Consider the following 13,128-nt stretch of genomic DNA (forward strand, 5'->3'; position numbering starts at 1 on the left):
AACAAGTTGAGACTTTATGAAATGAAAAATCCACGCAATTGCGTGGATTTTATAGGGTGTCTTGACGTTCATGAGATTGAATGAAATCTCATGAGACAACAGATTTTATTTAGACGTTAAACAAAAAGTTCATTACATCGCCATCTTTGACCACATACTCTTTGCCTTCGGAGCGCATTTTGCCGGCTTCCTTGGCACCTTGCTCGCCTTTGTAGGCAATAAAATCATCAAAGGCAATGGTTTGGGCGCGGATAAAACCTTTTTCAAAATCCGTATGGATCTTGCCGGCTGCCTGCGGAGCGGTGGCGCCGACGGGGATGGTCCAGGCGCGCACTTCTTTTACCCCAGCGGTAAAGTAGGTTTGTAGATTCAGAAGTTCATAACCGGCGCGAATCACCCGGTTGAGTCCCGGTTCTTCCAGGCCCAGTTCCGCCATAAATTCGGCACGTTCATCTTCTTCCAGCTCGGCAATATCGGATTCTACCGCCGCACAGACTGCGACCACCACCGAGCCTTCCGCTTCAGCAATGGCGCGTACTTTATCCAGATACGGATTATTTTCGTACCCGTCTTCATTCACGTTGGCAATGTACATGGTGGGTTTAAGCGTCAGAAAACTGAGGTAACGGATCGCCGCTTTTTCGTCATCGCTTAAATCAAGGGTGCGCAGCATGCCGGCTTCGCTTAGATGCGGCAAGCATTTCTCCAATGCGCCAAGTTCGATCTTGGCATCTTTATCACCGCCCTTGGCGCGTTTTTGCACCCGGAAGATTGCGCGCTCGCAGGCGTCCAGGTCAGAGAGTGCCAGCTCGGTATTGATCACATCAATATCATCCACCGGATCGACTTTTCCCGCCACGTGGATGATATTATCGTTTTCGAAACAGCGCACGACATGGCCGATCGCTTCGGTTTCGCGAATGTTGGTCAGGAACTGATTGCCTAGACCTTCGCCCTTGGACGCGCCTTTAACCAGACCGGCGATATCAACAAATTCCATGGTGGTGGGTACAATACGCTGTGGCTTGACGATGACAGCCAATTGATCCATGCGAGGGTCCGGCATCGGGACGATACCCGTATTTGGTTCAATGGTACAAAACGGGAAGTTGGCGGCTTCGATACCCGCTTTGGTCAATGCATTGAATAGCGTGGACTTACCCACGTTCGGCAGACCCACAATACCGCATTTAAAACCCATGGTTATATCACCTTAAATGACTTTATTATCAATACTATCATGCCGTTGTGTGTTTTTTACCGGACAATCGACAACTCTAGCCGTTATTATACACAGAAAGTGCAGATAACTCGATTGGCATCGCCGAACACAAGGCTAGTCCGGTTTAAACGCATGCAGGCGATTCATGGCTTTGACCGGTCCTTCCTGCAATAAAATCCCGGTGCAGGTAACGGCTTCGCTAATGGCCTGATCGATCAGTGACTGCTCTGATACCGGGGGTTTGCCCAGCACAAATCCCACCACTTTAGTTTTATCGCCAGGGTGGCCGATGCCAATACGTAAACGATGAAAGTCAGCATTGTTGCCGAGTTGGCTAATGATATCCTTGAGGCCGTTATGACCACCATGGCCGCCGCCGAACTTCAACCTGGCGTTTCCCGGTAGCAAATCCAGTTCGTCATGGGCCACCAGGATCTCGTCCGGCGCGATGCGATAGAAGCTGGCTATGGCTGACACGGCTTTGCCGCTCAGATTCATAAAGGTGGTGGGTACCAATAACCGCACATCCTGCTCGGCGATGGTTAACCTGGCAGTATAGCCATAAAATTTACTCTCTTCCTTAAGCGAGTTCCGGTACTGTTCCGCCAGCAGATCAACATACCAGGCGCCGGCGTTGTGCCGGGTGGCGGCATATTCCGCGCCCGGATTGGCCAGGCCGACGATTAATTTGATAGTCATTACAATATCTTTCTCTATTGTTCAGTTTTACAGCGATAGACGTTAAGCCATACAGCAGCGAGACCAACTAAAAACACGCTGGTGATGTCGGGGCATTCAGCTTGGCGGTTATGTTACCAGAATTTTGTGCATGGCATGGTTTGCCGCAGGCGATTGCCCGGTAAATACCGAGAATTTTACCCACAATAGATATTTTTGCTGGTTGTCATGCTGCGGTGCGGTGCGGTGCAGTGCGATTTCAGGCCAGGACGGCAACGGCGGGAAGGCGGAGAAAAACGACAATATTGCCGACGCGCTTTCCCCTGGGTTTAACCATGTTGGTTAAACAGTTTGGTTCGTTCCTAAAGCAAGGCGCAGAACAGTGCAATAATCAGCAACGCTATCGCCATGGTGGACATCACTTCCAGATCGTCTTTGTACATAAGACATCTCCTTGTCGCCTTCGCGCAACGCGGTAGGTCTAAGGTCTATGTTGGCCCTCCAAGATGAGACAGATTGTGATCGGCCATTCATTTATGGGGGCCTATCCTCGATACGGCAAGTCGCAGCTGTGTTGATTTCCCCCGCACACACTCGCTGTCGGTATTGTAGAACACTATTTTTAGCAATTTGTGTGATTATTTCACTGCGTTGTGATCGTCGGCACGATTAGCTTAGTCAACTAATGACTATACTTTAATCAGAGAATTGTTAAGGACGGGAGAGAAATTCTTGTTTTCATTGATAACCCGGAGGTGAACGATGAAACGTAAATCAGCACTTTTTTGTGGCAACGGACTGATGGGCTTGGGCATGCTGATGATGATTGGCGGACTGGCTTGTTCGGTGCTTAATCAACTGCCCCAACTGAATTTTTCCACACTGATTGCCCACGGCGCAATTATGGGTATCTTTATTGGTGCGCTGCTATGGGTCGCCGGTGCGCGTATGGGCGGACACGAACATATTTCCGATCGTTATTGGTGGCACCGTAGGTTTGACGAACGCTGCCGCCGTACCGGACACCACTAGCCATTAGGTTAGTCTGGTGGACTTGAATATAATAAAAATGGCTTTTAAAAAAATGCGCTTATCTACCAAATAGTCCTGACCCCGTAAATCGGGCTCGGGATTTTTTTTGCGTATGGTTGCGCACATGAACCCGCAGGGCGCGCCGCGTAAGCGGCAGCGCCATGGGTCTTCTTAGTGCTCAAACATAGCGGAGATGGATTCTTCGTTACTAATGCGACGAATGGCCTCGGCCAACATACCCGACAGCGTTAGGGTCCGAACATTGGGTAAGGCTTTTATCTTCGGATCCAAAGGGATAGTATCGCAAACAATTACTTCATCAATAACCGAGCTTTTGATGTTTTCGAAAGCATTGCCTGAAAAGATAGGGTGAGTCGCGTAAGCAAAAACCCGCTTCGCACCACGATCTTTAAGCGCTTCCGCTGCCTTGCACAAGGTGCCGCCGGTATCGATCATGTCATCCACCAACACACAGTCCCGGTTCGCTACATCACCGATGATATGCATCACCTGAGATACGTTAGCACGAGGACGGCGTTTGTCGATAATGGCCATATCGGTATCGTTAAGCAATTTGGCGATAGCACGGGCGCGCACGACGCCGCCGATATCCGGTGAGACGACAATCGGGTTTTCCAGGTCCTGTTGCAGCATATCTTCCAGCAGGATTGGACTACCGAAGACGTTATCGACCGGAACGTCAAAGAAACCCTGAATCTGTTCCGCGTGGAGATCAACGGTTAAAACGCGGTCAACACCGACGCTGGATAAAAAGTCGGCCACCACTTTGGCGGTGATCGGCACGCGCGCAGAACGTACACGTCGATCCTGACGGGCATAACCGAAGTAGGGGATAACAGCAGTGATACGTCCGGCGGATGCGCGACGTAACGCGTCAACCATAACAACCAGTTCCATCAGGTTATCGTTGGTTGGCGCACAGGTGGACTGGATGATGAATATATCACCACCGCGTACATTTTCATTGATTTGCACGCTGACTTCGCCGTCGCTAAAGCGACCTACAGCGGCGTCACCAAGACTGGTATATAAACGGTTGGCAATACGTTGTGCTAGTTCCGGGGTGGCGTTACCAGCAAAAAGCTTCATATCAGGCACGAGAAGAACCTCAGGCTTGCGTCCAGAGAAGGTATTGCAACAGCATAACACTCGAGAACGGAGTGCCATAGCAGGCAATTCCATTGGGTAGATAATAAATTAAGGCAACCTGGCAGAACCGTCGGTTTTCGGCGGCATAACGGTCTGGCTAACTTAATTCACCCCGACCAACGTGTTATGCAACGAAGAGACGTTAACGCCACGGGCTACAAAACAACGCATCCATGCCGGGGCTTGCTCAAGCACCTGACGGGCGGCGGTCTCAGTATCAAATTGAGCAAATACACAAGAACCGGTGCCAGTCAGTCGCGACGGCGCGTATTCTAACAGCCATGAAAGATGCTGTTCAACCTCGTAAAAGCGTTTTCTTGCTATTGGTTCACAATCATTGGCAAATGGCAGCGCCAATAACGTCTCCAATGAGCGAATTGGCGAGTCCCGTTTTAGCGCCGGATCAGTAAAAATAACCGGGGTAGAAATACTCACGCCAGGGGTGGCTACCAGGTACCATTTTTCGGGTGGGTTGGCCGGGGTTAAGCGTTCACCGATTCCTTCAGCAAACGCTGCGTGGCCGCGGATAAACACCGGTACATCAGCGCCGAGGATGAGTCCCAGAACGGCCAATTCGTCCAGATCAAGACCACCATGCCACAAATGGTTTAATGCTACCAGCGTGGTGGCGGCATCAGATGATCCGCCACCTAATCCTCCCCCCATCGGAAGACGTTTATCGAGCTGTATATCAGCACCGAGCGGGGTGAAAATATTTTTTTTCTCCCGCAGGTAACATTGCAACAGCGTCGCCGCCCGGAAAATAAGATTATTGGCGTCGTCCACCCCCGGAAGTGGGTTAATCAGCCGGATATTTGATGAGTTTACCGGCTCAATGGTCAGCGTGTCGCCATAATCCAGAAACTGAAACAGCGTTTGTAGCAAGTGATAACCATCCGGTCGGCGTCCGGTGATGTACAAAAATAAATTAAGTTTGGCGGGGGCCGACCACTGCGTCGTCATTTAAGGTCCCAGTTATCCATTTTAAGTTTGATGCGTTGCTCCCCCTGGTGCAGTTCCAGGTTGCTCGGCAATACCGGCCGGCTGTCTTCCCGGTAGCCCAGGTAGGTGACGGTCCAGTTTTGGTCGCCCTGCGTATAGTTGACCTGTTTTAGTCGTCCCAGGTCGTCTAGGGTAAAGTCGCTGGCGTCTCCCGGTAGACCTAGCATCCATTTTCGCAAATTATTCAGCGGGATGTCCATTCCTGTGAGTTTTTGGAGCATGCCCTGAGGGTCGTTGCTGACATATTTTTTGCCTTGGCTGGTGATAATCTGTGCCATGCCTGGTTGGACCCTAAGGTCCATCTCGGTGCTGCCTAACGGATTGGTAAGCAAAAGACGGTAACGGTCGGTACCGGTTTGCTGCCAGTTAAAGCGGGCATAGACCTTTTGTTGTCCAGAAATATAGGCAAACGATCCACGGGTCTGGTAATGAGTCAGTTGCGCCACTGACTGTTCATGCGAAAGCCATTCGGGGGAGGTTCGGCTTTTTGCCGGTCCCGACGGAGTATGAACGCTACAGGCAGCCAGAATCAGACTGGCCAGCGGCAGCACGCGATAAAAGGCTAAAATACGCTTGGGCATAACTTACAGCTTCCTTAATTTTTTCTTTTGGGATATGGCTTTCATTTAGAGTAATAAAACCATGATAGCGTCAATTTTTGACAGAAGCGGCATTTATTTCTCTCCTGTTCGGTCCGCTGATGGGTCGAAAATGCGGTGTTACTTTTCTTGATCACCCGCATCAAGTAGAATGCCTTTAAACGATAACCATACTAACACTCGTATTATTTAATAGCCGTACTCCATGACGCTGCTTGCTTTAGGTATTAATCATAAAACTGCTCCGGTCGCATTGCGCGAGCGAGTGGCCTTTACACCCGAAATACTCGATCAGGCACTGGCCAGCCTCCTGTTGCAACCTCTGGTAAAGGGGGGCGTTGTGCTGTCCACCTGTAACCGAACCGAACTGTATCTCAGTGTTGCACAGCAGGAGGATGTCAAGGAGTCGTTGGTCACCTGGTTGTGTGATTTCCATCATCTCGCGCCGGATGAGGTACGCCAAAGTCTTTACTGGCATCAGGGCGACGATGCGGTAAGCCACCTGATGCGCGTGGCCAGTGGCCTGGATTCACTGGTGCTGGGCGAGCCGCAAATACTTGGACAGGTGAAAAAAGCCTTTGCCGAATCCCAGCGCGGTCACTCGCTCTCCGGCGAGTTGGAGCGTTTGTTCCAAAAATCTTTCTCCGTAGCCAAGCGGGTGCGTACCGAAACTGAAATTGGTTCACACGCGGTGTCGGTGGCCTTTGCCGCCTGTACGCTGGCGCGCCAAATTTTCGAATCCTTGGCCGAGGTGACGGTGCTGCTGGTGGGCGCGGGTGAGACCATCGAACTGGTGGCGCGCCATTTGCGTGAACATCATGTTAAGCGGTTGATTATCGCCAATCGAACGCGTGAGCGGGCGCAAATCCTGGCCGACCAGGTTGGTGCCGAGGTGATCGGTCTGGTCGACATTGACCCACGGCTGGCTGAGGTCGACATTATTATCAGCTCCACCGGCAGTTCCTTGCCGATTATCGGCAAAACGATGGTCGAGCGGGCCATGAAGCAACGCCGCAACCAGCCGATGCTGATGGTGGATATTGCGGTGCCTCGTGATATCGAGCCCGAGGTCGGCAAAGTTGCCAATGCCTATCTTTACACTGTTGATGATTTACAGACGATCATCGCTAAAAATATGGCCCAGCGCCAGTCCGCCGCCGTTCAGGCGGAGACTATCGTTGAGCAGGAGTGCCTGGATTTCATGGGCTGGCTGCGCGCGCAAAGCGCGGTGGAAACCATTCGCGATTACCGGGCTCAGTCCGAAGCGTTGTGCGCCGATATGGAAGCGCGGGCTGTAACCGCGCTTAAACTTGGCGCAGACCCTGAACTGGTCATCCGGGAAATGGCCCATCGTTTGACCAACCGCCTGATCCATGCCCCCACCAAATCGCTGCAACAAGCCGCCCGCGAGGGTGATGTCGAGCGGCTGCAAATCCTGCGGGACAGTCTTGGACTGGACTAGCTTATTATACTAACAAGGTAAAATCACCACCCATGAAGCCGTCTATTGTTGCCAAACTGGAAGCGTTACAAGAACGTCAGGAAGAAGTCGAGGTATTGCTTGGCGATGCCGGGATCATTAATGATCAGGATCGTTTCCGTGCGCTGTCCAAAGAGTATGCCCAGCTTACTGATGTCACTGCGTCTTTTCAGCGCTGGCAGCAAGTGCGTGAGAATATTGAGTCCGCTGAGCTGATGCTTGACGATCCGGAAATGCGCGATCTGGCGCAGGAAGAATTGCTCGATGCCAAGGCGCAGCAAGAAGAGTTGGAACAGCAACTGCAATTATTGTTGCTGCCAAAAGATCCCGACGATGAGCGGGGCTGTTTTCTTGAAGTGCGCGCAGGGACCGGTGGTGACGAAGCCGCTATTTTCGCCGGTGATCTCTTTCGCATGTATAGCCGCTACGCCGAGGCGCGTCGCTGGCGCATCGATATTGTCAGTGCCAGCGATGGTGAACACGGGGGTTATAAAGAAGTTATCGCCAAAATTGAAAATGATGGGGCCTATGGTCAACTGAAGTTTGAATCCGGCGGACATCGGGTGCAGCGGGTGCCTGAAACCGAATCACAGGGGCGTATCCACACCTCTGCCTGTACGGTGGCGGTCATGCCGGCGATTCCCGAAGAAGAATTGCCGGTCATCAACTCAGGCGATCTGCGCATCGATACCTTTCGCTCGTCCGGCGCTGGTGGCCAGCACGTCAACACCACAGATTCGGCGATTCGTATTACCCATATTCCTTCGGGATTGGTGGTGGAATGTCAGGATGAGCGCTCGCAGCATAAAAATAAAGCCAAGGCGTTGGCGGTGCTCGGCGCGCGGCTGCGTGCGGCCGAAGTGCGCAGGCGCCAGCTAGAGGAGGCGTCCACTCGCCGCAACCTATTGGGCAGCGGCGATCGTTCTGACCGTATCCGTACCTATAATTTTCCACAAGGCCGGGTGACCGATCATCGCATCGGGTTGACGCTCTATCGCCTGGATGAAGTTATCGAAGGCAAACTTGATATGTTAGTCCAGCCGATTATGCAGGAATATCAGGCCGATCAGTTGGCGGCGCTGGCAGAACAATCCTAATGGAAATACGCCAGTGGCTTGATGCCGCCGTAAGCCGCCTGGTGGATAGCGAGAGCCCTAGGCGCGACGCCGAAATTTTGCTCGGCCATGTCATCGGCAAACCACGCACCTGGCTGTTGGCGTTTGGCGAAACCGAGCTTACCTTGGATCAAGGTGAACGATTGACCGCATTATTGCAGCGTAGAGCGCGGGGAGAGCCCATTGCGTATGTGGTCGGTGAGCGCGAATTTTGGTCCCTGAATCTGCGTGTTTCAGCGGCCACACTGATTCCCCGGCCTGATACCGAGTGCTTGGTGGAGCAAGCGCTGACGCTGTTATCGGCAGCACCGGCCGAGGTGCTTGACCTCGGTACCGGTAGCGGTGCTATTGCCCTGGCCTTGGCCAGCGAACGGCCACAGTGGCAGATTACCGGCGTGGATGTGCAGGCTGACGCGGTCGTACTGGCGCGGGAAAATGCACTCAGGCTTGCAATAGACAACGTGCATTTCATGCAGGGAAGTTGGTTTAAATCGTTGCAGGGAAAACGCTATGCCCTTATTGTGAGCAACCCACCCTATATTGATGCACATGATCCTCATTTAACACAGGGCGATGTCCGCTTCGAGCCGCTTAGCGCCCTGGTGGCGCCAGCGGGCGGATTGGCGGATTTGGCCACTATCATTGCTCAGGCTCCTGACTATTTGCTGCCAGGGGGCTGGCTCGCGGTGGAACATGGTTGGCGTCAGGGAGAACCCGTGCGTGTTTTATTGTCTCGCTCGGGTTTTGAGTGTATCGCCACCTACAAAGATTACGGTGACAATGAACGGGTATCAATAGGGCGCCGACCGGTTTAAGGCCTGGATATTTCGATGATGGAGCAGTGATGAGTGCTTACACAGCAATCAAGTATTTACATATAACGACGGTTCTGATCACCATCACGCTATTTATCATACGCTTCTACTGGCGCTGGCGCGGTTCCCCGCACCTGGCGCGGATCTGGGTACGCATCGTCCCGCATATTAACGATACCTTACTGTTGGTTTCCGGTGTGTCGCTGGCCATACTCTCCGGTATATCGCCTTTCAGTCCGGATGGCCGCTGGTTGCTGGACAAAATTGTATTGGTCGTTGTTTATATTTTATTCGGCACCGTGGCGCTGGGTAAACGCGCACGGCAAGAAAAAATTCGCTGGTTGGCATTTATTTGCGCCTTGGCGTGTCTGTACACTATTTACCGGCTGGCTAGCAGTAAGCTTCCCCTGCTGACAGGATTTATATGAACAAGATTGCAGATTTTGAATATAACGCGGCACCACTGAGCGAGGGTGTTATTCGGATCTCACTCGCCGTGCGCGAGGATTTTCCTGCCGAAAACGTACGCCAGCAGTTACAACTGCTGAGTGAGGATGCGCGAGCGAAAATACCGGCGGAACTTAATCAAGATCAGCAACTTAGCCAACTGCTTACGTTGTTTTACCATACTTGGGGATTTGGCGGCGTCGGGGGTGTCTACCGTTTGTCTGATGCGTTATGGTTGGACAATGTTCTGGAGCATCGGCAGGGGTTGCCAGCGTCGCTGGGCATTATCCTGCTGCATGTCGCCCATGCGCTGAATATTCCTCTTTCACCGGTGATATTCCCCACGCAGATGATATTGCGCGCTGGCTGGCTGGATGGCGAAATGTGGCTGATAAATCCAATTAACGGTGACACGCTCGATGAGCATACCCTGGATATCTGGTTGAGAGGAAATATTGGCCTGGGTGTTGAGCTCTCAGATGAAGACCTGGAAGAAGCGGATAATAATACCGTGGTGCGCAAGCTACTCGACACGCTGAAATCAGCGCTCATGGATGAAAAACAGATGGTGTTGGCGTTGGGCGCCAGCGAAGCTATGATTGAGTTTGATCCCGATGACCCCTATGAAATTCGCGACCGAGGTTTGATTTATGCGCAACTGGACTGCGATCAAGTGGCGCTGACCGACCTTAATTATTTTGTGGAGCAGTGTCCGGAAGACCCCATAAGTGAAATGATCAAAGTGCAAATACATACCATAGCGCAAAGATCAGTGACCCTGCATTAAGCGTCCCGTGCTCGGTACAACGCTACCTGGTGCTTAGAGTAAAGTTGATAAGGTAAAGATATGAAACAACGCGTGGTCAATATTGGCGAAATACCGGTAGCCAACCCTCTGCCCTTTGTTCTGTTCGGCGGTATGAATGTGCTTGAGTCGCGAGAACTGGCGATGCGCATCTGCGAACATTACGTTACCGTAACGCAAAAATTGGGCATTCCTTATGTGTTCAAAGCCTCATTTGATAAAGCTAACCGCTCATCAATACACTCCTATCGAGGCCCGGGTCTGGAAGAGGGATTAAAAATCTTTCAGGAATTAAAAAGCCAGTTTGGTGTAAAGATCATTACCGACGTGCATGAAGCATCGCAGGCGCAGCAAGTGTCGGAAGTGGTGGATGTTATTCAACTACCGGCATTTTTGGCGCGACAGACCGATTTGGTGGAGGCGATGGCCCGCACCGGTGCGGTGATAAATGTAAAAAAACCGCAGTTTATCAGCCCATCCCAGGTCGGCAATATTGTCGATAAATTTCGCGAAGCCGGGAATGAACAGGTGATCTTGTGTGATCGTGGCAGCAATTTTGGCTACGATAATCTGGTGGTGGATATGTTGGGTTTTAACGTGATGAATCGTGTTTCCGGTGGATGCCCGGTCATCTTTGACGTTACCCATGCACTGCAAACCCGTGACCCGTTCGGTGCGGCTTCCGGTGGCCGCCGCGCCCAGGTGGCGGAGCTAGCCCGTGCAGGAATGGCGGTAGGTATTGCGGGTCTGTTTATCGAGGCGCACCCGGATCCCGATCATGCTAAATGTGATGGTCCGTCCGCGCTGCCGCTGGATAAACTTGAGCCATTCCTACTGCAAATGAAGGCGATTGATGACGTGGTGAAGGGTTTTGCGCAATTAGACACCAGTCGCTGAAACGTTGTCAGCCGACTGACGCAGGGGATACTTACACCCCCTGCGTTTTTTAGGCCAGGTCGGTAGCGGGTAGCTAATTGCTATTCGTTATCTGCGCAATGGATTCATCATGCAACGCGTCCGGCAGGGTACTGAAAAACACCAGCCGACCCGGGATAGGAATGATATTGGCCCGAGCCAACGTTTTCAGCGGTTGGAACGGAATATCGGTGATCACCAGACGTTTTTCCAGCGGCAGGTGTTCGTAGAAGTTTCTGAACGCCTGAAGGCCACCGGCATCTAGCACCGGCACCGCATCCCACTGCAGGATAATCAGCGTATCGTGCTCGGTTAGCTGGGCTATTTCCTCAAATATCCGCTCAGCGGCGGCAAAAAACAGCGGGCCGTTAATCCGGATAACCCGACGTTGCCCAGCAAGATTTTGCGGCAGTTCGCTGATGCGGGTCATGCTGGCGATGCGGCGCATAAACAGCAATGATGCCAGCACGATCCCCACGGTAATCGCGATAACCATATCAAACAATACTGTCAACGACATGCACAAGAGCATGACCACAATATCGTCTTTCGGTGCGCGGCGCAGCAAATACACGACTTTATGCGCCTCGCTCATATTCCAGGCCACCAGCATCAGTAACGCCGCCATTGCCGACAGCGGCAGATAAGACAACGCTGGCGCAAGAATCAGCAATGTCAGCAGCACCAATAATGAATGCACCAGTGCGGAAACCGGCGATGTCGCGCCTGCCCTGACATTGGCTGCCGAACGGGCAATGGCTGCAGTCGCGGTGATCCCCCCAAAAAACGGGGCGATAATATTGCCGAATCCTTGACCAATCAGCTCGTTATTAGAGTGATGTTTTTTACCGGTCATGCCATCGAGCACCACGGCACACAGCAAGGATTCAATGGCGCCAAGCATTGCCATGGAGAATGCGGCCGGCAACAGGGCCGACACCGTATGCCAACTAAAGACCATCGGCATACCCTGTGCGTTTGGCAAATGCCACGGCATCACCAACTGCGGCAGAATCGGTGGAATTCCGTGGCCATGGGTGCCATCAGCCAACACATAGCTAAAACGCGTACCTATGGTCTCAACCGGTATATTAAACCACCATAACAGTCCCATTATCGCACAACCGGTGACCAACGCGGGCAGATGCGGCGGAAAACGAATTCCCAGCTTCGGCCAGTAAATCAGCACCGCCAACGTAACGACGCCGATCAGGGTGTCGCCCACGTTAAGTGTGGGCAGGGCGCCCACCAATGCTGCTACTTTGCTGATATATTCTTCTGGCACATGTTCCATATGCAGCCCGAAAAAATCTTTGATTTGCATGGTGGCGATAGTAATACCGATACCTGAGGTGAAACCCAGAGTGACAGATAACGGTATAAATTCTATCAGCTTGCCAAGCCGGGCCATGCCCATGATCACCAGGATAAAACCCGAAAGCAGGGTCGCAATTAATAAGCCGGCAATACCGAATTGTTGCGATACCGGGTAAAGGATCACCACAAACGCGGCAGTGGGGCCAGACACGCTAAAGCGCGAGCCGCCGGTAATGGCGATGACAATGCCGGCAACGGCGGCGGTGTAAAGGCCGTACTGCGGTGCTACACCGCTGCCGATGGCCAGGGCCATGGCCAAGGGGATGGCGATGATGCCAACGGTGACGCCCGCAATGATGTCTTTAAGTAGACGTTGAAATGTGTAAGGTTCTTTCCAGCAGGCCTCGATGATAGCGCTGAACGGACGGATACCGGTAAAAAGATGATTTTTCATGAAACTACGAACCAAGGCGTTAACTGGGCGGGCCGACAGGTCCGTCGTGAAGAGTGACTAAAATAGCAGTTTCAGCG

Annotated in this window: 13 protein-coding genes; 7 read left to right on the top strand and 6 right to left on the bottom strand. The window is 52.3% G+C overall.

Annotation, left to right across the window (positions count from 1 at the left end; all coding sequences use genetic code 11):
• Positions 1-109: 109 nt before the first annotated feature.
• Positions 110-1,201 carry a redox-regulated ATPase YchF gene (gene ychF, locus SJI19_RS10900; RefSeq protein ID WP_323478284.1) on the bottom strand — a complete coding sequence of 364 codons (1,092 nt, stop codon included), beginning with the start codon at positions 1,199-1,201 and terminating at the stop codon, positions 110-112.
• Between the two features lie 135 nt (positions 1,202-1,336).
• Positions 1,337-1,921, bottom strand: a complete 585-nt coding sequence (pth, locus tag SJI19_RS10905; protein ID WP_323478285.1) for an aminoacyl-tRNA hydrolase — start codon at positions 1,919-1,921, stop codon at positions 1,337-1,339.
• A 741-nt stretch (positions 1,922-2,662) separates the two neighbouring features.
• Here pth and ychH point away from each other — a divergent pair.
• Positions 2,663-2,932, top strand: coding sequence for a stress-induced protein YchH (gene ychH, locus SJI19_RS10910; RefSeq protein ID WP_323478286.1), 270 nt, complete (start codon positions 2,663-2,665; stop codon positions 2,930-2,932).
• A 171-nt stretch (positions 2,933-3,103) separates the two neighbouring features.
• Here the strand turns inward: ychH and prs are convergent, their stop codons facing one another.
• The 3 genes from prs to lolB form a co-directional block, all read right to left on the bottom strand.
• A complete protein-coding gene (prs, locus tag SJI19_RS10915; protein WP_323478394.1) occupies positions 3,104-4,051 on the bottom strand; it encodes a ribose-phosphate diphosphokinase in 948 nt (315 codons plus the stop codon).
• A gap of 153 nt (positions 4,052-4,204) precedes the next feature.
• Entirely contained in the window at positions 4,205-5,065 is an 861-nt protein-coding gene (ispE, locus tag SJI19_RS10920; RefSeq protein WP_323478287.1) for a 4-(cytidine 5'-diphospho)-2-C-methyl-D-erythritol kinase, read from the bottom strand.
• The gene (lolB, locus tag SJI19_RS10925; RefSeq protein WP_323478288.1) at positions 5,062-5,685 is read right to left on the bottom strand and encodes a lipoprotein insertase outer membrane protein LolB; all 624 of its coding nucleotides are present in this window, start codon (positions 5,683-5,685) and stop codon (positions 5,062-5,064) included. The genes ispE and lolB overlap by 4 nt, the downstream gene beginning before the upstream one ends.
• A gap of 223 nt (positions 5,686-5,908) precedes the next feature.
• Here lolB and hemA point away from each other — a divergent pair, with 223 nt between their 5' ends.
• From hemA to kdsA, 6 genes are read left to right on the top strand one after another with little or no spacing between them, the layout of a single operon-like run.
• Positions 5,909-7,165: a glutamyl-tRNA reductase gene (hemA, locus tag SJI19_RS10930; RefSeq protein ID WP_323478289.1), complete on the top strand. Its 1,257-nt coding sequence runs from the start codon at positions 5,909-5,911 to the stop codon at positions 7,163-7,165.
• Positions 7,166-7,197: 32 nt separating this feature from the next.
• On the top strand, positions 7,198-8,280 hold the full coding sequence (gene prfA / locus SJI19_RS10935; protein WP_323478290.1) for a peptide chain release factor 1: 1,083 nt from the start codon (positions 7,198-7,200) through the stop codon (positions 8,278-8,280).
• Positions 8,280-9,113: a peptide chain release factor N(5)-glutamine methyltransferase gene (gene prmC, locus SJI19_RS10940; protein ID WP_323478291.1), complete on the top strand. Its 834-nt coding sequence runs from the start codon at positions 8,280-8,282 to the stop codon at positions 9,111-9,113. The genes prfA and prmC overlap by 1 nt, the downstream gene beginning before the upstream one ends.
• Positions 9,114-9,142: 29 nt before the next feature.
• Complete coding sequence (locus SJI19_RS10945) at positions 9,143-9,541, top strand: SirB2 family protein (RefSeq protein WP_416347531.1); 399 nt, start codon at positions 9,143-9,145, stop codon at positions 9,539-9,541.
• Complete coding sequence (gene sirB1 / locus SJI19_RS10950) at positions 9,538-10,347, top strand: invasion regulator SirB1 (protein ID WP_323478293.1); 810 nt, start codon at positions 9,538-9,540, stop codon at positions 10,345-10,347. The genes SJI19_RS10945 and sirB1 overlap by 4 nt, the downstream gene beginning before the upstream one ends.
• Positions 10,348-10,407: 60 nt before the next feature.
• Entirely contained in the window at positions 10,408-11,262 is an 855-nt protein-coding gene (kdsA, locus tag SJI19_RS10955; RefSeq protein WP_323478294.1) for a 3-deoxy-8-phosphooctulonate synthase, read from the top strand.
• 73 nt (positions 11,263-11,335) lie between these two features.
• Here kdsA and dauA read toward each other — a convergent pair whose 3' ends face one another.
• Positions 11,336-13,051, bottom strand: a complete 1,716-nt coding sequence (dauA, locus tag SJI19_RS10960) for a C4-dicarboxylic acid transporter DauA (RefSeq protein WP_323478295.1) — start codon at positions 13,049-13,051, stop codon at positions 11,336-11,338.
• Positions 13,052-13,128: the final 77 nt, after the last annotated feature.

Source organism: Acerihabitans sp. TG2 (assembly GCF_035013185.1).
In the GTDB taxonomy this organism is placed as follows: Bacteria; Pseudomonadota; Gammaproteobacteria; order Enterobacterales; family Enterobacteriaceae; genus Acerihabitans.